General features: G+C 38.8%; 18 protein-coding genes and 1 rRNA gene. 5 read left to right on the top strand and 14 right to left on the bottom strand.

The features are described 5' to 3' along the window. The first annotated feature begins 8 nt into the window (after positions 1 to 8). Positions 9 to 1,523 (top strand): argininosuccinate lyase, encoded by a 1,515-nt coding sequence (gene argH / locus C9J35_RS19320; protein WP_107926047.1) that lies wholly within the window; start codon positions 9 to 11, stop codon positions 1,521 to 1,523. Beyond that, positions 1,520 to 2,467 (top strand): N-acetylglucosamine kinase, encoded by a 948-nt coding sequence (locus C9J35_RS19315; RefSeq protein ID WP_107926045.1) that lies wholly within the window; start codon positions 1,520 to 1,522, stop codon positions 2,465 to 2,467. Before argH ends, C9J35_RS19315 begins: the two co-directional genes overlap by 4 nt. 53 nt (positions 2,468 to 2,520) lie before the next feature. On the opposite strand, the gene C9J35_RS19310 is transcribed toward C9J35_RS19315, so the two are convergent. From C9J35_RS19310 to C9J35_RS19295, 4 genes are all read right to left on the bottom strand, one after another. After that, positions 2,521 to 3,828: a transglutaminase domain-containing protein gene (locus C9J35_RS19310; RefSeq protein ID WP_235616379.1), complete on the bottom strand. Its 1,308-nt coding sequence runs from the start codon at positions 3,826 to 3,828 to the stop codon at positions 2,521 to 2,523. 139 nt (positions 3,829 to 3,967) lie between these two features. Next, the gene (locus C9J35_RS19305; protein ID WP_054768519.1) at positions 3,968 to 5,122 is read right to left on the bottom strand and encodes a transglutaminase domain-containing protein; all 1,155 of its coding nucleotides are present in this window, start codon (positions 5,120 to 5,122) and stop codon (positions 3,968 to 3,970) included. Between the two features lie 279 nt (positions 5,123 to 5,401). Continuing rightward, positions 5,402 to 5,662 carry a metal-sensitive transcriptional regulator gene (locus C9J35_RS19300; RefSeq protein WP_004233098.1) on the bottom strand — a complete coding sequence of 87 codons (261 nt, stop codon included), beginning with the start codon at positions 5,660 to 5,662 and terminating at the stop codon, positions 5,402 to 5,404. Positions 5,663 to 5,753: 91 nt separating this feature from the next. Next, a complete protein-coding gene (locus tag C9J35_RS19295; RefSeq protein ID WP_107926041.1) occupies positions 5,754 to 6,461 on the bottom strand; it encodes a glycosyltransferase family 2 protein in 708 nt (235 codons plus the stop codon). A gap of 132 nt (positions 6,462 to 6,593) precedes the next feature. On the opposite strand from C9J35_RS19295, the gene C9J35_RS19290 reads away from it, so the two are divergent. After that, positions 6,594 to 8,561: an SEL1-like repeat protein gene (locus C9J35_RS19290; protein ID WP_235616376.1), complete on the top strand. Its 1,968-nt coding sequence runs from the start codon at positions 6,594 to 6,596 to the stop codon at positions 8,559 to 8,561. A gap of 480 nt (positions 8,562 to 9,041) precedes the next feature. Here C9J35_RS19290 and C9J35_RS19280 read toward each other — a convergent pair whose 3' ends face one another. The 6 genes from C9J35_RS19280 to C9J35_RS19255 form a co-directional block, all read right to left on the bottom strand. Further along, a complete protein-coding gene (locus C9J35_RS19280; RefSeq protein ID WP_107926039.1) occupies positions 9,042 to 9,446 on the bottom strand; it encodes a hypothetical protein in 405 nt (134 codons plus the stop codon). Positions 9,447 to 9,523: 77 nt separating this feature from the next. Next, positions 9,524 to 10,897: a HAMP domain-containing sensor histidine kinase gene (locus tag C9J35_RS19275; RefSeq protein ID WP_438941215.1), complete on the bottom strand. Its 1,374-nt coding sequence runs from the start codon at positions 10,895 to 10,897 to the stop codon at positions 9,524 to 9,526. After that, positions 10,894 to 11,565, bottom strand: coding sequence for a response regulator transcription factor (locus C9J35_RS19270; RefSeq protein ID WP_054768520.1), 672 nt, complete (start codon positions 11,563 to 11,565; stop codon positions 10,894 to 10,896). Before C9J35_RS19270 ends, C9J35_RS19275 begins: the two co-directional genes overlap by 4 nt. A gap of 56 nt (positions 11,566 to 11,621) precedes the next feature. Beyond that, positions 11,622 to 12,719 carry a DUF1648 domain-containing protein gene (locus C9J35_RS19265; RefSeq protein ID WP_054768521.1) on the bottom strand — a complete coding sequence of 366 codons (1,098 nt, stop codon included), beginning with the start codon at positions 12,717 to 12,719 and terminating at the stop codon, positions 11,622 to 11,624. A gap of 4 nt (positions 12,720 to 12,723) precedes the next feature. Further along, entirely contained in the window at positions 12,724 to 13,119 is a 396-nt protein-coding gene (locus C9J35_RS19260; protein ID WP_107926037.1) for a GntR family transcriptional regulator, read from the bottom strand. A gap of 172 nt (positions 13,120 to 13,291) precedes the next feature. Beyond that, positions 13,292 to 14,185 (bottom strand): LysR family transcriptional regulator, encoded by an 894-nt coding sequence (locus C9J35_RS19255; RefSeq protein ID WP_107926035.1) that lies wholly within the window; start codon positions 14,183 to 14,185, stop codon positions 13,292 to 13,294. A 120-nt stretch (positions 14,186 to 14,305) separates the two neighbouring features. Between C9J35_RS19255 and C9J35_RS19250 the strand changes: the two genes are divergently transcribed. Further along, the gene (locus tag C9J35_RS19250; protein WP_107926033.1) at positions 14,306 to 14,968 is read left to right on the top strand and encodes an O-methyltransferase; all 663 of its coding nucleotides are present in this window, start codon (positions 14,306 to 14,308) and stop codon (positions 14,966 to 14,968) included. A 110-nt stretch (positions 14,969 to 15,078) separates the two neighbouring features. Here C9J35_RS19250 and C9J35_RS19245 read toward each other — a convergent pair whose 3' ends face one another. From C9J35_RS19245 to aceA, 3 genes are all read right to left on the bottom strand, one after another. After that, entirely contained in the window at positions 15,079 to 16,248 is a 1,170-nt protein-coding gene (locus C9J35_RS19245) for a pyridoxal-phosphate-dependent aminotransferase family protein (RefSeq protein WP_054768522.1), read from the bottom strand. Between the two features lie 301 nt (positions 16,249 to 16,549). Continuing rightward, the gene (gene aceB / locus C9J35_RS19240; RefSeq protein WP_107926031.1) at positions 16,550 to 18,148 is read right to left on the bottom strand and encodes a malate synthase A; all 1,599 of its coding nucleotides are present in this window, start codon (positions 18,146 to 18,148) and stop codon (positions 16,550 to 16,552) included. Positions 18,149 to 18,259: 111 nt separating this feature from the next. Further along, on the bottom strand, positions 18,260 to 19,543 hold the full coding sequence (gene aceA / locus C9J35_RS19235; RefSeq protein ID WP_107926029.1) for an isocitrate lyase: 1,284 nt from the start codon (positions 19,541 to 19,543) through the stop codon (positions 18,260 to 18,262). A gap of 214 nt (positions 19,544 to 19,757) precedes the next feature. Between aceA and C9J35_RS19230 the strand changes: the two genes are divergently transcribed. Further along, positions 19,758 to 20,429 carry a LytR/AlgR family response regulator transcription factor gene (locus tag C9J35_RS19230; protein ID WP_054768523.1) on the top strand — a complete coding sequence of 224 codons (672 nt, stop codon included), beginning with the start codon at positions 19,758 to 19,760 and terminating at the stop codon, positions 20,427 to 20,429. 103 nt (positions 20,430 to 20,532) lie between these two features. Here C9J35_RS19230 and rrf read toward each other — a convergent pair. Further along, positions 20,533 to 20,648 (bottom strand): 5S ribosomal RNA (gene rrf, locus C9J35_RS19225). Between the last annotated feature and the right edge of the window lie 195 nt (positions 20,649 to 20,843).

Genomic DNA, 20,843 nt, shown 5'->3' with positions numbered 1-20,843 from the left:
AAATGGATATGTTTGAAGATTTCCGTAACAAAACCCAGCAAGAAGATGGGATGATTTTCCCGTCTAATATTTATCGTAAAATTGTATTGCAACCAGCATATGACGAAGCAAAGAAAAACTTTTTAATAATTATGCTTCAGATTAATATTGCACATTTAAAAATGTTAGAAGAACAAGGACTCGTAAAAGCTGAAGAAGCTAAACAGATCGGCCTCGCACTAAAGAAACTAGATTTGAACTATTATCGTATAGAGGATTACAGCCCGAACTATGAAGATTTATTTTTCCGCATTGAAAATAAGCTAATCGAATTTGCTGGCGATGTTGCTGGAAATCTTCACATTGGTAGAAGTCGTAATGATATGGGTATCGCCATCTATCGTATGACATTGCGTAAGAAATTATTAGAGCTTATGCGGGCGCTACTGACATTACGAGATGATTTAGTAGCTGCAGCAGAGGAGCATATCGATACCATAATGATTGGTTATACACATACACAACAGGCACAGCCAACAACCTTTGCTCATTATTTAAAAGCTGTGATTGACCAACTGAACCGTGACTTTGAACGCCTGCAAAATGTCTACAAAACAGTCAATCGTAGCAGTATGGGGGCGGCAGCATTAACGACTACTGGCTTTAATATTAGTCGTGAACGAATGCGAGATTTACTGGCATTTGATGAAATAATCGAAAATGCTTGGGATGCAGTCGCAGGGGCTGATTATATAGCTGAAGCTGCAAGTACCGTCCAGCTCGCTGCACTCAATCTTGGCCGCACATCACAAGATTTCTTATTATGGGCGACGCAGGAATTCAATGCATTTACACTTGCCAGCCCATACGTACAAATTAGCTCTATTATGCCTCAAAAGCGCAACCCTGTATCGATTGAGCATACACGTTCATTGCTATCAGCGGTCGTTGGTGATGCAAGTACGGTACTGCAAATGGTACATAATACACCGTTTGGTGATATCGTTGACACAGAGGATGATATGCAACCTTATTTATGGCGTGCCATTGATCGTTTAGTAGGGATTTACGAATTATTTGGTTCCCTCGTTGTGACGATGGATGTAAACAAGAAAAAGCTACGAGATCGTGCAGAAAATAGCTTTGCGAATGTAACAGAGCTTGCCGATACTTTAGTACGCTCTGAGGGTATTTCCTTCCGCCAAGCACACAGTATTGTAAGTAAATGCATCAAAGTATTGCTTGCTCATAATGAAGAATCACTTGCTAGCCTGACATGGGGGCTCGCAAATACACAATCCAAACTAGTAACAGGTAAACCTTTAGTCATTTCTGAGGAAGATTTCTACCATACTTTAAAACCGGAGTTTTTCGTAGGTATCCGAACATTGCTAGGCGGTCCCGCGCCCGAAACGATGCGAGCATCACTTGAGCAATGCAAGGCTTCTGCTCACAAACTATATGAATGGATTCAACTAAAAGAAACAGCTATTGCTGAAGCAGAAAAACAATTAGGTATGTTTTTGGAGGAATGGAATCAATGAAGGATTGGTTACTGATTATTGATGGTGGTGCAACAAAAACGGCATGTGCAGTTGTGCATGCCGAATCCGGTGAGATTATATACACGAAAACGGCTGGCGGATCCAACTATCAAGCAATTGGTGTTGACTCCGCCACTGAGATTTTACAAGCACTATTAGCATATGTACATGCATTTTTGCAACAGCAAAGTCATTCAAAAATTGCTGTAGCTACTTTTGCTATGGCAGGAATTGACTCTTCGAAGGATCATGCCATCGTAAAAGCCATTGTACATGCAGCCATTACCAAATCACAGTTAGACATAGAAACACTTATTATTGAAAATGATGCAGAGGCAACATTATTAGGTGTCACCGCTGGACAAACAGGGGCCTTGCTTATTGCTGGAACTGGGGCCATTGCCTACGCTTTTGATGGCAAGCGTATTGAACGCGCTGGTGGTTGGGGACATCGTGCAGGAGATGAAGGCAGCGGCTACTGGTTAGGGCAAGAGGTCGTACGCGCTATTTTTCGTATGGAAGACGGACGCGGTGAACCGACAATATTAAAAAATGACGTCTATAGTTATTTACGTATTCAGGATGTTACAGATCTTGCTGCGTGGATATTCCGCCCATCTTATACAAATGCTCAGCTTGCAAAAATGGGGGCATTTTTAGCCGATGCCGTTACCAAAAATGATTCTTGTGCCATTCAAATCTCAATGAGAGCTGCCCATGAATTGGTGCTTTTAGCCTGTGCAGTGTTAAAAAAAATTAACTACCAAGGAGAAGCCATTAACCTATATTGTAATGGTGGGGCCATAAAGCATAACCCATTGATTTTAAAGGCCTTTTCACAAGACATGACGTCAATGTACCCACAAATCCAGATATCTTTATGTCAGCATCAGCCCATTCATTACATTATTGAACGCACTAAAAGGGCATATAACAATTTATAATGTCATATGCCCCTTATCACGACCATTTAGCCTAAGTTGTATGTGGAATAAAGTTATAGTGCCATTTTCTTCAGTTCATCTGTCATGAAGTATAGATAGCCATCCTTCACATATAAATCCTTTGTTTCTTCACGATTCAATACTTGTTCACCACTACCATCAGGGCGGATTTTCGATAAATATGCGCCGTGTGAATAATTACTATAGTATAGCCAGCCATCAGCATACACAATATACTGTGCTCGTGAGCTTGAAACGCGCTTCGATTTACCTGTGGAGATATCAAGTACATACAATTTATTATCATCAGAGACACTGCTATAAAATAATTGTTGTCCCACCTGTGCAGGAAAGTCGATATCATGGTAGTAACTATAAATGGTACTTGTTGCTTTCGGATAATCAGCTGCAACCCATGTATGATCACGTGCCATTGTACGATCATCAACTAAAAAATATTGGTATCGTATAGCGCCCTTACGATCTGGCACAGGATCATTCCATGTTGTATCGAGATGATACCATTGACCGTTGAGTTTCACTAAATTCCAAGCATGTCCTTCCTGCCCAACATAGCCGACAATGTACTGTGTTTCGATACCAAGTTTTTGTAACATTGAATGTGCTAGTAAAGCGTAGCCTTGGCAAACACCCCCATGCTCAGCTAACACTGTATATGCGCTATGTGGACTTGCTTTTGTATTATCCGTATAAGCGGTGTTTGATACAATATAGTCATTGACCGCCTTCACTTTTTCTACATCGCTCTTAGCGCTCTTATTAAGAGTAGTCACGATTTCTTGAACATTCATCTCCACATAAGCTGCTTGCTCAGGTGTCATCAAATAACTTTGCTCACCGTAAATTGTCGCCACCTTTTTCCCGTATTCATAACGAATAGAGTGTTTACTAATATGGCCATACACATAATCATCTCGTTTAATGGCTCTGTCATAGGCTTCCTCTACTAGCTGCTCTATGCGTTGCGTACTGCCCTTATATTGAATTTCGAAAGTTGGTGAAAAACTACTGTAATAAGCATACATTGCATCTGCCATTTCTTTAGCATTCGTTACAACGAGCTTGGCTTCAGGTTTCAGGGCCAGTGCAGTCGTTGCCACTAACTCAGCTTCATCATGCTTTGCTTCTGTTGGGGTGGCTGTTTCGATTGAGGCATCTTCTGAAAGTTTTGCTGTGACATCAACGATTTTGTCTTTTGTTTCTAGCAGCATCGTTTGAATTTCATCATTAGTTGCCCATGTGATGATTTGTTGTACTGTTGCTTTACCGACCGTATATATAGGATCAATAAAAATAATCAAAATCACAATAATGGCTAGTTTTTTCCACAAAATCCTCACCTCCAACCGTATTACTAGTTACATTATATACAAAAAAAGCACAAAGAACTCACTTGGAAGCCCTTTTGTGCTTAGAAATTATGAACAGCTGGTAAATGAAGTATAGAAGTCTTTACTCAGCAACTTATTAGAAACTTCATTAATTAATTTTCAATTTTTGTTCTTTTGCATTAACCTTGTAAACTAAATTATTGTCTTTAATCATTAGATCTGATACGGATTGCTTCACAAGCACACCAGTCTTTAATGTCTTTAAACTCATCTTTGTTAAGTACCCACCATTGCTATAGTCGCTATAATAAAGGTCATCACCTACACCTGTAATATACAACGCACGACTATCCATCACCTTTGTTTTCTTACCATTCGTTAAGTCGAGTTTATACAATTTGTCATTGTCAGCTGTATTACTAAAGTACAGCATGTTATTGATTTGATATGCAAAATGTACATTTTGCATATAGTTATATGCTGTGCTCGTTGCTACAGGATAATCTGAAGCAATCCAAGAATGATCTTTCTTTAGTTGTGCATCTGTTACTAAGAAGTAATCATAGGAAGATGCCCCTACTCGGTTAGGTAATGGGTCATTCCATGTTGTATCTAAATGATACCACTTGCCATCAAGTTTCACCATATTCCAGGCGTGGCCTTCACTGCCGTTGACATAACCTACTACATACTGTGTTTCAATACCAGCTTGTTGTAACATTTTATATGCTAGTAATGCATAGCCTTGACACACTGCTTGTCCTTCCATTAATAATGCGTATGCACTGTGGGGGCTTGCTTTCGTTTTATTGCCATATGTTGCATTCGAAACAATGTAATCATTAACGGCCTTTACTTTTTGAAATTGTGTCATAGAAGGCTTTATAATTGTTTTTAATACTTGATCAACCTTCTTTTGTACCGCAGCTTCTTGTGTTTGATTCGTAAAGTATTTCACTTTAAACGTGATATTACCCTCAGAATCCGAGGTAATAGAAACACCTTCCAAATGCCCACTCGCATAGATTGCCTGTTTCTGAGCACTTTCTAATACCTGCATGATATTTTTATTAAAATCAGCCATTGGCCCACTATATGCAACTTTAATTTCGGTAGAAAAATTATTCATTTGTTGTGCTACTTCATTTATGAGTTTATCCCAAGTAGTGATCTTTGAGCTGGACATACCATTGAAAGCACTCTTAGGGGAAGTCTCGACTGTATGAGTTTCTGCATTTTGTGCATATGCAGCAGTTGGGCTTAGCATTAATACCGCTACACCGCTTAGTAACCATTTTTTCATAATAAATTCTCCTTCCCATTTATAAATTATTCTCATAATAATTATAAAAGAAAAAGGTACTATAAATCTATCGTACAAGTTCACTACATATGACTTTTTTCTATAATTATATTTTCATTAATATAGGTTTTTAATCTCACGGATACAGTATAGATACTATAGTACAACACTTTTCTGCACAAAATAAAAAACTCACCCATTACAGTGAGTCTTGTCTTTTATGTTTATGGTAGCTGGCAATTATACTTACGATACCGCCCATACAATAATGTTGCACCTTTAACGGCTTTTTACAACTAAATTTACAGCCTCTTGAATCGCTTCATTCATTTTTTCGCCGTCCCCTTCAGCATTTTGTACACATTCTAGGAGATTTGTACTCACTATTACACCAACTGTACGATCTACAGCTGAGCGTACCGCCGATAATTGCGTAATAACCGCCTTACAATCCTTTTCTTCTTCCATCATTTTTAAAATACCACGTAGCTGACCTTCCATCCGCTTTACGCGATTTTTCACTTGATCTGAATATTCCACATGCATTACTCCTTCTTCTTATACTCGCTACGTTCTATTGAGTAATTATTATTTTTATCCTAGCCTAATATGTTAAAAATACACCAGTAAGTTACTTTCTTCTTGGTTTTAAATAATTCATAAGCATTTTTGCAATAACTGTACTTGCATTGCTAACTTCATCATACTGAATTACTGAATTTTTCTTCAAGCGTAGCTGACCAATTTCTACTTCAAAAATTGGACATTTTCTTTTAAGCGCAGTTATCAGCATATTAGTATCGTACTCAAAGCGATCACCTTTCACTTCCATTAGCCACGGCAACTCTTTTATCGATATATAGCGTAAACCTGTTTGTGTATCCATGAGCTTTCGGTGAAAAAGCAAATCAAAAAACAAGCTTGTCGCACGATTACCCCAATATGACAAAAACGTACTATCGGTCGACTGAAAATTACGTACTCCTAGTACTATTCCTTCAGAAAACACTTTAGTCATCGTTAACACTAGCTTCACATCCTGCAATGTATGCTGACCATGAGCACCAATTGTTATAACACCTTGTAACCGGCCCTTTTGCGCCCAAGCATAAGCAAATGCTGTTTTTAAAGCGCCACCTTTCCCAATATTCAAGTCATGTTGCAAAACTCGACAATTATCAATAGTTTTCAATTCTTCAAAAATACCTGCATATTTTAAATCACTGCCATCATTTACAATAATAATTTGTGTGATTGAAGTGGCCAATAATTGATGTACATATGTTACAAATGACTGTTGCGGATTATATGCTGGAATAATAGCTGCAATCTCTTTCATCAATCAATCCCCCAAATGGCTATAAACTAACCCTTATATCAAATAGTATCATGTAACGTAGACAATTCAACTGGGGAATCCATTTGAAAATATCAATAACTCCATTTATTTCCCGATAAATGAGAAAAGAGAGTGTTTTCGTCATTTATAGAAGTAGAGGTGAGTACTATCGTCATACAATATGAAATTCTACGAGAACAATGTAAAAAATTATCTGCATTGTCCCTCACAAATTTAGCCAAAAATTTACAAGATGCTAGTAAATTCACTGTAACAAAACCGGATATTTCCTTGCAAAGGTCACGCCTTGTACTCGAGGAGATTTTATACGAGAGTTATAAGTTGGAAATGCATACTGAGCCTAAACTAAAAAGTATTCGTACACTCATGAATAATCGCAGTTTTATCGCCAAAATCCATCCACGTCGTATTTATTTACTCATGAATCTTGTTCGGAAAATGACGATTAGTAGTAGTGGCATTATTGAGGCGAAGGCAGCAAAAATTGTTCTCGATTACATCAGTGATATTGTTGAGTGGTTTATCAATCGTTATGATCGTAGCTTTATAGCTTCTTTATCCGTACGGAAAGGTTCCTTATTAGAAGATGTTCTGCCCCCATTCGACATGAATATCTTACATCAGGAAGACCAGCCAACAGATGACTACGAATATGCCGCCAATTGGTTTGAATTAGCAGCGAACGAGGGCAATGCCAGTGCACAATATAATTTAGGCGTCCTTTATAATCATGGACGGGGTGTCAAGAGAGACTATAAAATTGCAAGAATGTGGTATGAAAAAGCTGCGGCTCAACAGGATGCGAACGCCCTCTATAGCTTAGGTGTTCTATATCATTTAGGACAAGGTATAGCCCAAAATTACGAGGAAGCTGCTCGCCTTTATAAAGCATCGGCTGATTTAAGCAATGCCGATGCACAGTACAACCTTGGTGTCCTTCACAATCAAGGGCTCGGCATGCCTATCAATTTTTCTGAGGCCGCTAAGTGGTATGTTTTAGCAGCTAACCAAGGGAATACAAGTGCACAAAACAATCTCGGCTTTCTCTATCATAACGGCAGTGGTGTACCACAAAACTTCGAAGAAGCTATAGCCTGCTTTGAAATGGCAGCATTGGCTGGTGACGCAAGTGCACAGTACAATCTTGGCTATATGTATATTAAAGGACGTGGGATTGCACAAAATTTTCAGGAAGCCGCGAGATGGTTTCATTTAGCTGCATTACAAGATCATACAAATGCAGAATTTCAATTGGCTATGCTCTACAATACAGGGCAAGGATTACAACAGGATACGGTCGAAGCATTAAAATGGTTTAAACTTGCGGCACATAAAGGACATATTAATGCACAGTATTGCCTTGGTGTTCTTTACGAAAGCGAAAAAAACAGCACAGGCGCTGAAAAATGGTGGCAACTTGCTGCTAATAATGGTCATATTCGTGCAGGCTATGAACTTGGTCGCCTTTATGTAAATCAACTTCAGCAACCTGAAAAAGCGCTACACTACTTTAAAGTTGCAGCAGAAAAAGGTTACCCTGATGCTCAATTTGAGCTTGGGTTGTTATACGCAACTGGCATTGGAATCACTCTAGACTATCCCGAGGCTGTTAAATGGTGGCGTGCGGCTACCGACCAATCACATATAAGCGCTGAATATCAGCTAGGATTGTTATATGAGCAAGGACTGGGCGTCACATGGGATTTAGATGAGGCACGACGTTGCTACCGCCTAGCTGCCACACAAGGACATGCTGGGGCACAATATCAACTTGGTAATTTATATGACAAAGGGAAAGGTGTCGAGCAAGACTATACGGAAGCAGCAAGATGGATCGGGCAGGCTGTAACAAAGGGCCATGCTAAAGCTCAATTTCAACTAGCTCAAATGCATAGTCACGGACAAGGTGTACCAAAGGATTTTGCAAAGGCTGCTCAGTTGTATCGACTGGCTGCCAATCAGGGCCACCAAAAAGCACAATTTCAGCTAGGTATGCTCTACAAAAAAGGCCAGGGCGTTGCACAGGACTATAACGAGGCGACACGTTGGCTCAAAAAATCGCTTGAAATATTACATTGATTAATGAGCCATACTTGTGCCCAGATGTAGAATTGTGACAGCATAATTCTACATCTGGGCTATTTGGGGTGAATATTAATTTAGTTAAAACTTTTCTATCATCAATTTTATAAAAACTTGTGCTGCTTTACTTAAATATCTATCATTGCGGTAAACGATATCAAGTTCACGTATTGGCGCGTTTTCAATTGGAATAGAAACGATGCCAAGACAGGAACGATTTACTGCAAAAAAATAAATAAGACAGTATAAGATAGTTTGTTACAATCAAGCGGCGATCAGATGACTTGGGTAAGCTGAATAAGCTGCCGAAGTCATATTTTTTAAACATTCATCACCTTGTTGAACAAGCCTCTATTTATCCTCTTTGATGTCGACCACCTATTCAAAGTTTGAACTGCCCCCTATCAACTAGACAAAGGGCAGTTGGGTTTCCACTTTTCAGGTATCATGCTCTTCTAAATTAGCAAGAGTGTTTCCTTAATGTTTCATTTCTTCTTTTTGATTAATCATAAATGTCACAACAATAAATAATGCAAAGCTAATTAATAAAGTTGTCCCACCAACAATAAAGAAAACCATTGTAAATGTACTGCTAAAATTAAACGGGTTAATATTGTAGAACCACATGCCCAATGTTAAACCAAAGACTCCCAAAATTGCGCTCCAACCTTGTGCCGCTACTAATTTTTTAGATTTCACGTTGAAAGCACGGTAAAAAATTCCCCAAGCAAACATACTTAACCATCCAACAAGTAAAATGTGTGCATGTATTGGTCGATACTCATAGCTACCTGATCCTGACATATGTGAACCTAAGTACGTACCTAACAATGCAAAAATAGCCGCCAGTCGTATAAGGCGTAAACTCCATTTTTGTTCCATATGATAATTCCTCCTAAGCTTTCTTCAACTTACTTAGAAGTCTACCGAGTGAATATGAACTTTACATGAACTCCTCATTACAATTTTGGTAAACGAATACGGACCTTAGTGCCCGAAGTAAGCGTACTCTCCATCTGCACCTCGCCCCCGTGCAACTCAGCAATTTGCTTAACAATGGCTAAACCAAGGCCGGTCCCCTGTTTTGTACGTGATTCGTCAGCCCGATAAAAACGATCATAGACCTTTTCTAATTGCTCTTTTGTCATGCCAATACCACTGTCTTGTACTAGGACCTCGACAAAAGGTGCATGTTGTTGCAAATGAATATGAATTTCTCCACCTTCAACATTATATTTAATGGCATTTGTTAATAAATTATCCCATACATTCTGCAATAACCCAGCATCACCATCATACATAACAGCATCTAACTGATACGTTAACTGTACACTCGCTTCCTCTAGCTGCCAACGATACTTACGTACTGTATCCTTCAACTGCTCGTCCACACGATAAGGTTCACGCTTTAATAACCTTGTCGATTGGTCGAGAGATGTCAGCAATAGCAATTGCTTCGTCAATGTCGAAAGCCGCTTCGTTTCTAACTCTATAATCGTCGCGTACTCCTGTCTTTGCTTCTCTGTAAGTAGTGGATTTTTCAGCAAATCCACATAACCACGGATATTTAATAATGGTGATTGGAAATCATGGGATACATTGCTAATAAATTCCTTACGAATTCGATCATTTTCCTGTAATTTTTCTGTCATCACATTAAAGCTATCAGCCAATTGGCCAATCTCATCCGCACGTTCTATTTCTAACAGCGTATCAAACTTCTCATGTGCGAGTTGGTGTGTCGCCTCTGTTAATTGTGTAATAGGGCGAATTAATGCCTTGGCAAATAGTAGCATGGCGAGCAAGCTCAATACTGCCATGACAAGAATTAATCCACCTAGAATGGTATGCACCTCTGAAAATAACAGACGTATATCCGGTCGAATGAACAATGCATATTGCTGATTGTCATATGAAAAAGGCACGCCAATGGTATTAATCAGTTCATTGGCAAAAAAACCTGTCACAAAAGTCTCTTTCGGAAAATCACGCATACCGTGATAAATTCCTCCGTCTAATACACGCTGAATAACACTAGGTGACAATGTTTTTTCTCGATATTCACCACCAAAAAAACGACCTTCCTCGCCGGTTGTGACATAAATTTGATAGCCAATCTCTCCGAGTGTCGTTAAATAATTATCTAAATCTACAGGGTTAGCGGACTCGATATATTCTGCAATATTTGTCGCAATATCAACATTTTTTGTATCGTTTTGTTCCTTAGTTACTTGATGATAGTAAGTATTTGTCATTAAAAAGCCGATACACAAACTGCCTATCATGATGAGCATGGTTGTAACAACAAACTTGCTATATAATGTTTTCATCATGCTATGACCTCTAGTTTATAGCCTACGCCACGTACAGTTGTAATTTCTACATCTGTATCATACCGATATAATCGCTCACGAACCCGTTTCACATGTGTATTTAATGTCTGTTCATCTCCATCATAATCATATCCCCAAACTTGTTCCATTATCATACTACGTGCAAAAACTTGGTTTGGGCGTGACGCTAGTAATGCTAATAGTTCAAATTCCTTTAATGGCAAAATAAGTGTGTTTTCACCAATGCCAACCTCGAAGCTTCTGCGGTCAATTATCAGCTTTCCAACCTGCACAGTCACTTGATTCTTCTTATCAAATCTACGCAAAATTGCTGCTATGCGAAATAATAGCTCTTTTGGTTCAAACGGTTTGACAACATAGTCATCTGAGCCCGCTAAAAACCCACGTTCCTTGTCTTCCAGTTCGCCTTTTGCCGTTAATAACAACACTGGAACATCATAATCCTGACTTAGTGTTTCCGTTAGTGTAAAACCATCCATACCTGGCATCATTACATCAACTACAGCCAAATCAGGTAAATCGTGCTCAAGCAATTGTAATGCCTGCTCACCATTTTCTGCCTGTAATACCTGATAGCCTTCACGTGTTAAATAAATATTAATTAAATGCAGAATATGCACATCGTCATCCACCACTAAAATCTTCATTCATACTTACCTCCATTCAAAAAGGGGCCACTACTTAGTGTAGTAACCCCTTTATTTTATAATGAAAATATAGAAATCAACAGCAATATAACGAATGGCAATACGATGACGATATAGGCACGTGGATTCGCCAAATTCATTGTCCAACCGACACCGAAGCGTTTCTCTACAAAAACAGATGGGTCTTGGGCATTCATATAAATCAATCCACCCTTCCAATAACGATCCTCGTCAACATCCATTACTTCTGATACTACATTATCTACATAACTTAACCTCAACTGACGTTTCTTCCATACATAGAAAAGTAATGAACCAAGCACTAGCACTAAAAATACAATAAACATTGGCAATAAATTTCCTCCTTCAGCCAACGAAGGATAGATATTACTTAGCTGCAATACCGACAATAATACAGTGAGGGCATAGCTTATTAGCATCATGTGCCAGCTCATATATTTTCTTGTTTTTAACTGATCTTCTAAAGACTCTTCTTGGCGATTAACTGATAATCTTATGGCTGAACGCTTAACAGAATCCACAATGCCCCACATCATACACTGCATCATCAGCATAACAAGCGGTAAAGAGATCGCTGTAAAATATGATTTTTCTTGCCAAGCGTCAGCCTCTCCATTAGGACCCCAGTGCACGGCAACATTATTTGGTATTTGCTCATAATGTAGTACAGTGAATATCATTAAAAATACAGTCACTCCTATAGGGACCACATAGAATGGCCAAGGAAGTATTTCATCGCGACTCCGTGCAGTTAAATCCACCGCACGCACTTGCTTTATATTAATTCCCCATTGCTCTTTCTTTTTCAATTTAGTAATTTTCTGATGATTCAACCAATATAGCACCAAACTCACTGCTAGCATCCCATATAATACACTAAGCAAAAGAATACCTTGAGTAATTTCAGAGGGCTTAGCTATCCAATTGATAACGAGAAGAATGACTAACAATACTACACCAGAAATTCCCACAATTTGAGCATAGCGCTTTTTCATTAACCCTAAAATAGGATGCTTTATATTTTGTTCAGGCACCGTTACACCGAAGACAATTGTCTCTCGCACTAGATATGGGACAAATACTTGCATAACCAATGTCACGATATACGAAATTGTAAAAATAGCTAGTAGCATCCTGCTACACTCCTTCTACTGGCATTTGTAAATCAGCAAAGACCTTTTTCATCATAAGCTCAATCTGGTCTACACTGGCGCCAAGGACCATTCCTTCCGCCACAAGAGGCTTTAAGTTTTTTTCAATTTGTTGTAATTGCTCTGAAGTTAATGCTCGCTCCTCTACTGAACGAATAATTGCCCCTGATTTAGCACGAATCGTTAATATACCTTTTGCCTCTAATTCATGATAGCTTTTATTAACTGTATGCATATTGACACATAAGTCCGCTGCTAAATTACGGACAGATGGCAATGTATCGCCTGGCTTCATATCTCCCCTCGCAATCCCTTCAATTATTTGCCGTGATACCTGTTCATAAATTGGTACATCCGACTGTGGTTCTATTTGAATTATCATTATTATCAGCTCCATGTTTGTTATATAATCAATATAACAAACAAACTACTTAATTGCATTGTTAAAAACTGCAGATTCACATGGATCTTACTGCGAATTTAAAGCAATAGCACAAGAACACGGTGTATTACATTACTTCTTTCAGTTTAATATGCAGACTGTTTTCTTAGCATTAGAAAGGTAGCGAATTTTTAATAATCTCTATAAATTTTCGTACAAGTAAACTCTGTTTTTCGTCTTTTCTTGTACAAATCGCAATTTTATGTTTAATATCTACATTTTCGACATAAACTCTTGCCAATTGACCACTATTTACATACTCACGCACTGCAAGCGATGAAATAAAATTTGCACCATAGCCAGCCATTACGGAACGAATAGTTTCATTAATTCCATTAAATTGCAGGGCGATTTTCGGAGGTTTTACTTGATATGTTTGGCATAAGGAAAAAAGGTGCTCTCTCATTGAACTTCCTTCTTCACGCATGATAAAGGGCTCTCTAACCATCTCAGCTAACGAAATATCCTGATTGGCATAAGGATGATCTGGTGCTACAACAAACCAAAGTTCATCTTCAAATAGTTCTTCCCATGTTACTTCTTCTGGCCTTTCTGATATCCCGCCCCCATAAATAGCAATATCAGCTTTATAATGCATGAGTTGTTCAAAAGCGTCCTTGGTATTCGTCGTCGTAATGATTAAATTAACGTCCTCATTTGTACCTTTAAATGTAGCTGCCCATTTAGGAATTAAAAAATTTGCCGGTAAATAAGTCGCGACAAGATGAATGGTTCCTGCCTTAGCGAGTCGATAATCCTCAATAAAAGATTCAATATGTTTTTCAAGCGTAACAAGGCTTTGTGCTTTTTCTGCTAAAGCTTCCCCGAATTCAGTTAAGACAATGCCACGCCCTTGTTGCTTAAATAATGGAACCCCAATTTCATGTTCAAATTTTTTAATTTGGCTCGAAACTGCAGGCTGACTAATACAAAGCAATTCAGCTGCTCTAGTAAAACTTCCAGTTTCCGCTACTTGATAAAACAATTTTAAGCCATGTATATTCATAAGTTCACCTCTACCCATAACTAATAGTTATGAATGAATAATAATAATATATTTTTATTATGATTCATTCTATCATACACTTTTGTTGCAAGAACAAAAACAGTAGAAAAGAGGAGCGTTATGTTAAACACTATTTGGAAAGATGTAGATGATTATTTGGTTGATAAACTAATACCGTCTGATGAAATACTTGAAGGAGTACTACAAACGAATAAAGAAGCTGGCATTCCTGAAATTGATGTGTCCCCAACACAAGGGAAACTTCTATATTTATTGGCTAAAATTAAGGGAGCTAAAAATATTTTAGAAATTGGCACTCTTGGTGGATATAGTAGCATATGGTTGGCACGCGCTCTCCCTGAAACAGGTAAAGTATATACACTTGAAGTTGAACCACAGTATGCAAAAATAGCTAAACAAAATATTCAAAATGCGGGTTGTGCAAGTAAAGTAGAAGTAATCGTTGGTAAAGCATTAGATACCTTGCCTACCCTCAAAGATAATGACCTACTGTTTGATTTAATTTTTATTGATGCAGATAAGCCCAATAATCCTCATTACTTGAAGTGGGCATTAGAATTAGCTAATAATGGGGCACTTATTATCGGTGATAATGTCATTCGAAACGGAGAAGTGATTGACAAAAAAAGCGAAGATGAACGCGTACAAGGTGTACGTCAATTTATGGATTTGTTAGAAAAAGAACCTCGGCTCGAGTCTACAGCTATACAAACTGTTGGTAGTAAGGGCTACGATGGCTTTGTGATAAGCTTTGTTAAATAGCTTACTACGCGAAAATAACGTTGTAACTTACCTCTATACTTTACGTTTGAGGAAACTAATTTTTCATCAAAAAGAAGCTGTGTCATAATTAATTGGACACAGCTTTCTGTTTATTTTGTAGTTACAGCTAAAACCTCTTTCAACCGTAAAATAGCTGCTTCTATATCTACTGACTTTCCTAGTTCGTTTAACGATTCACCAATAATTTTTACTGCTTCTTCAAGCATCACCGGTGTTGTATTACCCATATGTCCGATGCGGAATGCCTTGCCAGCTAAATGTGCCAATGAGCCTGCTACTATCACACCTTTTTCTGCTAACTTTGCACGAAATTCTCCATCCTCTATCTCTGCCGGATATAGCAAACAGCTCAGTGTGGGGGCAGCAACTGCTTCTTCTGCAAGAGCGACCATGCCATACGTAAATAATGCCGCCCGTATTGCGCGGCCATATGCAATATGACGAGCCGCACGCTTCGTAATACCTTCATCTAACACAATGTTCATCGCCACCTCATATGCATAAATTAAATTAACCGGCGGTGTTGCAAAGTATTTTCCTGGGTCATTCATTACCGGAATCCAATTTGTAATATCACTATAATACGCAGGAATTGTACCTAATGCCTTTCTTGCTTTTAAAGCCGATTGATTGAAAGCAATTATTGCTAGTCCTGGTGGAACACCTATGGCCTTTTGTGAACCGGTTAACACGACATCTAATTTGTAGTCAGGATGATTGTATTCTTTGCTCATATTTTCATCAAGCGCAGCCGTTGCGACAACACCATCTAATATAACAAGTGCGCCAGCCTTCTTTATAACTGGTACTAATGCATCTAAATCTGATACTACACCTGTAGACGTATCTGCATGTGTAATCGTCACTGCCTTAAAATTGCCCTCTGCTAATTTTGCCTTAACTGCTGATACCTCAATTTGCTTCCCCCACTCAGCTTGAAGCACCTCAACATGAATACCATAAGCTGTTGCAAGCGGTATAAAACGATCCCCAAAATAGCCATGACTAATTACAAGAAGATTTTCGCCTTTCCCCACTGTATTAACAATTGCCATCTCCATAGCTAATGTTCCGGATCCAGCTATTACAAAAACCTCGCCATCTGTTTGAAACAGTTTCTTCGTTTGTTCTATTGCATTTTTATAAATGTTAACGAACCGTGGATCTGTATGCCCTCTAGTTTCGCTTGCTAATGCATCGTAAATTTCATCTACTACTGGTGTTGGTCCAGGTACTAGTAACATTTCTTTATTACGCATTTCTTTTCCCCCTTGAGTTATACTTGCCCATCCTATATGTATTCTTTCATACAAAATATAATCCCCCAGTTATACAAAAAATGCCCTGCAAGCTCCCCATCTAAGCTTACAAGACATCTTTCACCCCTTGTTAAATCTCTTTACTTATAAGTAGACCCCTTTAATTGAAACTATGCTCATTTTCTTTCGGTAAGGAACGAGGGAACAGACCCCGCTCATTACATCACTGACAAAGTGGACTGCATTCGAGTTCAGTCCACTGTATTAAAATTGGACATGTTCGTTAGTAGATTTACCTCAATTAAGTTAATCGTTCATAGCCTGGAAGCGTCAAGAATTCCACGAATTCATCTTGCTCAATTAAAGATTTAAACAGTTCAGCAGCTTCATCAAAGCGACCACTGTTATAAGCCTGCTCCCCAACAGCCTCTTTAATTTTCACAAGCTCCTCTTCCAAGATCTCTAGCACAAATGCTAATGTAATGCCACGACCATCATCTAAAATTCCTTTTGGATGACGAATCCATTGCCATACTTGCGTACGAGAAATTTCTGCTGTCGCAGCATCCTCCATCAGGTTATTAATTGGTGCAGCACCGTTGCCTCGTAACCAAGAAGCAATATATTGAACTCCAACACTGCAGTTTATACGAAGTCCTTCAATAGTAATAGTACCTTCGGGAACGGAGACTAAATCTTCAGCAGTCACACTTACATCCTCACGCTTTTTATCGATTTGGTTTGGTGTTTTCATAATCGCATCAAATTGCTCCATTGCTGTTGCAACCATGCCTGGATGGGCAACCCAAGTGCCATCATGACCATCTGTTGCTTCACGACGCTTATCTTCAGCAACCTTTGCAAATGCAACAGCATTCGCCTCGTCATCACCTTTAACCGGTATTTGCGCTGCCATACCACCCATAGCAGGTGCATTGCGTTTGTGGCACGTTTGAATACATAAAGAAGTATATGCTTTCATGAAAGGTACCGTCATCGTTACTTGGCCGCGATCAGGTAAAATTACATCAGGTTGATTGCGCAGACGTTTGATATAGCTGAAAATATAATCCCATCGTCCACAGTTCAGACCGGCTGAATGCTCACGTAGCTCATATAAAATTTCATCCATTTCAAATGCAGCTAAAATTGTTTCGATTAAAACAGTTGCCTTAATCGTACCTTGCGGAATACCGATGTATTGTTGTGCAAAGAGGAATACATCATTCCATAAGCGCGCCTCTAAATGACTTTCAAGCTTCGGAAGGTAGAAGTAAGGACCTGTATTTTTTTCCAGTGCGTTTTTTGCATTATGGAATAGATATAGACCAAAGTCAAAGAAGCTACCAGAAATCGGTTCACCGTCTACTTGCACATTTTTTTCAAGTAAATGAAGCCCACGTGGACGGACTAACAATACGGCTGTTTCTTTGTTTAATTTATATGTTTTACCATTTGACTCTTGTGTAAATTCAATTGTCTTATTAATAGCATCACGCATATTAATTTGCCCGTTGATCATGTTTTCCCATGTCGGAGCAGATGCATCTTCAAAGCAAGCCATGAACATTCTTGCACCAGAATTTAATGCATTAATAACCATTTTACGATCAACTGGCCCTGTTATTTCTACGCGGCGATCCTGTAAATCTGCTGGAAGTGGTGCAATTGTCCAATCTCCGTCACGAATTGCCTTTGTCTCTGATAAGAAATCAAGCTTTTCACCAGCATCAAGACGTTTTTGACGGTCTTGGCGTGCCTCTAAAAGTTCTTTACGACGCGCATCAAATTTTTCATGCAGGGCAAGAACAAACTCAAGGGCTTCCGGTGTCAAGATTTCTTTTGTTTGCTCATTTTGTTCCCCAACAATTTTAAGCTTACCTGTAGTTGCTTGTTCCATCAGTAATTTCCCCCACCTTTTGCGATTTTAATTACAGTCCTCCCCCGCTTAGGAGGGGCGGAGGAGACTGAGCTATGATTATGAATTTAGGATTCGATGTACTTTTCTATCTTATACGAATTGCTCTGTTTCTGTAGAACCGGCCATTGCTGTTGTTGAAGATGTACCTCCAGAGATAACTTGTGATACATCATCAAAGTAACCAGTACCCACTTCACGTTGATGACGAGTAGCTGTATAACCTTTTGATTCTGAAGCAAACTCAGCTTGTTGTAGCTTAGAATATGCAGCCATTCCGTTATCTTTATAATCATGTGCAAGTTCAAACATAGAGTGGTTTAATGCATGGAAGCCAGCTAATGTTACAAATTGGAATTTGTATCCTAACTTTCCAAGTTCGCGTTGGTATTCAGCGATTTCTTCTTCTGAAAGGTTTGCCTTCCAGTTGAATGAAGGTGAGCAGTTGTAAGCAAGCATTTTGCCTGGGAATTCGGCATGAATTGCTGTTGCAAATTCACGTGCTTCCTCAAGTGATGGCTTAGAAGTTTCACACCAGATTAAGTCTGCATATGGCGCATAAGCTAAGCCGCGAGCAATCGCTTGCTTAATACCCGGTTTCGTGCGGAAGAATCCTTCTGGTGTACGCTCGCCAGTGATAAATTCAGCATCGCGTGGGTCAATATCAGATGTTACCATATCCGCAGCATCCGCATCTGTACGTGCGATTAAAATTGTATCAACGCCCATTACGTCTGTTGCAAGACGAGCAGCGATTAAGTTACGAACAGCATTTTGTGTCGGTAGTAATACTTTACCACCTAAGTGACCACATTTTTTCTCAGAAGCTAATTGGTCTTCTAAGTGAACGCCAGCAGCTCCTGCTTCAATCATTCCTTTTACAAGCTCGAATACATTAAGAGGACCACCGAAACCAGCTTCTGCATCTGCTACGATTGGCGCGAACCAATCAAAGTTATCTACACGACCTTCCGCATGGTCAATTTGATCAGCACGTTGTAACGCTTGATTAATGCGTTTAACTACAGCTGGTACAGAGTTTGCTGGATATAATGATTGGTCAGGGTACATTTGACCAGAAAGGTTAGCGTCAGCAGCCACTTGCCAACCTGATAAGTAGATTGCTTTTAATCCTGCTTTTACTTGTTGAACCGCTTGATTACCAGTTAAGGCACCTAACGCATTAATGAATGGCTCTTCATGTAAAGAGTTCCAAAGTCGTGCAGCACCTTTAGATGCTAGAGTTTGTTCAATTACAACAGAACCTTGTAATTTAATTACTTCTTCTGCTGTATATGGGCGTTCAATCCCTGCCCAACGTGGGTTTTCTGCCCATTGTTTTTCTAAAGTTTGGATTTTTTCTTGACGTGTTGACATATCGAAATTCCACCTTCCCCTTTGTGTACAATATACTCTGTTAAAAAACTTTCAAGCAACTGTTCCATAACAGGTTTATTTGTTGTAAATTAATATATAACAGAGCATCTGAATTTTCACTATTTTTAGATAAAAGACCGAATTTTTATGATGAAACCATCTTTTTCAGCGACGAAATTTGGTAAACTGTTTACAAACAAGGGGGATATTCACAATGAATAATGAGTATAATTTATCAGCAAAAGAAATTTCACAACAGTATATTACGATGTTAACAGACTGGCTTCCATCTAATTCATCAATCGCCATTGCTGTTCAAGACACTTATATCTATTTTCATTCTGGTCATCAAAGTCTTCATTTGGAGGTAGGACAGCAGGTTCAATCTGGGAGCATAGCAGAAAAGGTACTAAACACCAAGAGACGGACAGATGCCATTTTGGATAACTCTCTTTTTGATATGCCTTATTATGGAATTGGTTATCCCATTTATTTACAAGGTGTTCCAGCAGCACTTGTAGTAGTGTTACCTTCAACCTTCACCATTCAAAAGGTAGAACCTTATCAATTTTTAACGGGCAAACAAGATGAAGATTGGAACCCTGTTGCAATTGAAAAGATTTCCCACATCGAAAGTCTTCAGAAAAAGACGTGGTTCTATGTAGAGGGGGAGCAGTTTAAAACAAGTATTACGCTGAAAGAATTACAGATGCGACTACCTTCATCCTTTATTCGCATTCATAGATCCTATATCGTTAATATTCATTTTATAAAAAAAATGTCCCGGGACCTCACTTCAAACTTTATTGTCACACTTAAAGATGGAAGTGAATTACCAGTCAGTCAATCCTATACCAATAATCTTCGTAGTGCCCTTGAATTTTAAAAATTTATATATAAAAACAGCTGCTTCATGAACTTCCATTCATCAGAGCAGCTGTTATCCATAATATAAAAAAGCCTGAGAATAAATCTCAGGCTTTTTATTTGCCTAGCGACGTCCTACTCTCACAGGGGGAAGCCCCCAACTACCATCGGCGCTAAAGAGCTTAACTTCCGTGTTCGGTATGGGAACGGGTGTGACCTCTTTGCCATCATCACTAGACTATTATTTAAAAGACAAATTTGATTATAACATATCTTGTTATAAATGCAAGTTTTTTTGAAAACTTTTTGTTCTTTCAAAACTGGATAAACGGTGCATTGAATGTTTCAAACATTTTGGTTAAGTCCTCGATCGATTAGTATTCGTCAGCTCCATGTGTCACCACACTTCCACCTCGAACCTATCTACCTCATC

The sequence above is a fragment of the Lysinibacillus parviboronicapiens genome, assembly GCF_003049575.1.
GTDB lineage: Bacteria > Bacillota > Bacilli > Bacillales_A > Planococcaceae > Lysinibacillus > Lysinibacillus parviboronicapiens.
This window is presented reverse-complemented; position numbering and strand designations above follow the sequence as displayed.

What these genes read in the sequence shown, in the direction of transcription:
- argH (WP_107926047.1), top strand. Translation starts at nt 9, where the DNA reads ATGTTTGAAGATTTCCGTAACAAAACCCAGCAAGAAGATGGGATGATT.
- C9J35_RS19315 (WP_107926045.1), top strand. Translation starts at nt 1,520, where the DNA reads ATGAAGGATTGGTTACTGATTATTGATGGTGGTGCAACAAAAACGGCA.
- C9J35_RS19305 (WP_054768519.1), bottom strand. Translation starts at nt 5,122, where the DNA reads ATGAAAAAATGGTTACTAAGCGGTGTAGCGGTATTAATGCTAAGCCCA.
- C9J35_RS19295 (WP_107926041.1), bottom strand. Translation starts at nt 6,461, where the DNA reads ATGAAAGAGATTGCAGCTATTATTCCAGCATATAATCCGCAACAGTCA.
- C9J35_RS19280 (WP_107926039.1), bottom strand. Translation starts at nt 9,446, where the DNA reads ATGGAACAAAAATGGAGTTTACGCCTTATACGACTGGCGGCTATTTTT.
- C9J35_RS19275 (WP_438941215.1), bottom strand. Translation starts at nt 10,897, where the DNA reads ATGATGAAAACATTATATAGCAAGTTTGTTGTTACAACCATGCTCATC.
- C9J35_RS19270 (WP_054768520.1), bottom strand. Translation starts at nt 11,565, where the DNA reads ATGAAGATTTTAGTGGTGGATGACGATGTGCATATTCTGCATTTAATT.
- C9J35_RS19265 (WP_054768521.1), bottom strand. Translation starts at nt 12,719, where the DNA reads ATGCTACTAGCTATTTTTACAATTTCGTATATCGTGACATTGGTTATG.
- C9J35_RS19260 (WP_107926037.1), bottom strand. Translation starts at nt 13,119, where the DNA reads ATGATAATTCAAATAGAACCACAGTCGGATGTACCAATTTATGAACAG.
- C9J35_RS19255 (WP_107926035.1), bottom strand. Translation starts at nt 14,185, where the DNA reads ATGAATATACATGGCTTAAAATTGTTTTATCAAGTAGCGGAAACTGGA.
- C9J35_RS19250 (WP_107926033.1), top strand. Translation starts at nt 14,306, where the DNA reads ATGTTAAACACTATTTGGAAAGATGTAGATGATTATTTGGTTGATAAA.
- C9J35_RS19245 (WP_054768522.1), bottom strand. Translation starts at nt 16,248, where the DNA reads ATGCGTAATAAAGAAATGTTACTAGTACCTGGACCAACACCAGTAGTA.
- aceB (WP_107926031.1), bottom strand. Translation starts at nt 18,148, where the DNA reads ATGGAACAAGCAACTACAGGTAAGCTTAAAATTGTTGGGGAACAAAAT.
- aceA (WP_107926029.1), bottom strand. Translation starts at nt 19,543, where the DNA reads ATGTCAACACGTCAAGAAAAAATCCAAACTTTAGAAAAACAATGGGCA.
- C9J35_RS19230 (WP_054768523.1), top strand. Translation starts at nt 19,758, where the DNA reads ATGAATAATGAGTATAATTTATCAGCAAAAGAAATTTCACAACAGTAT.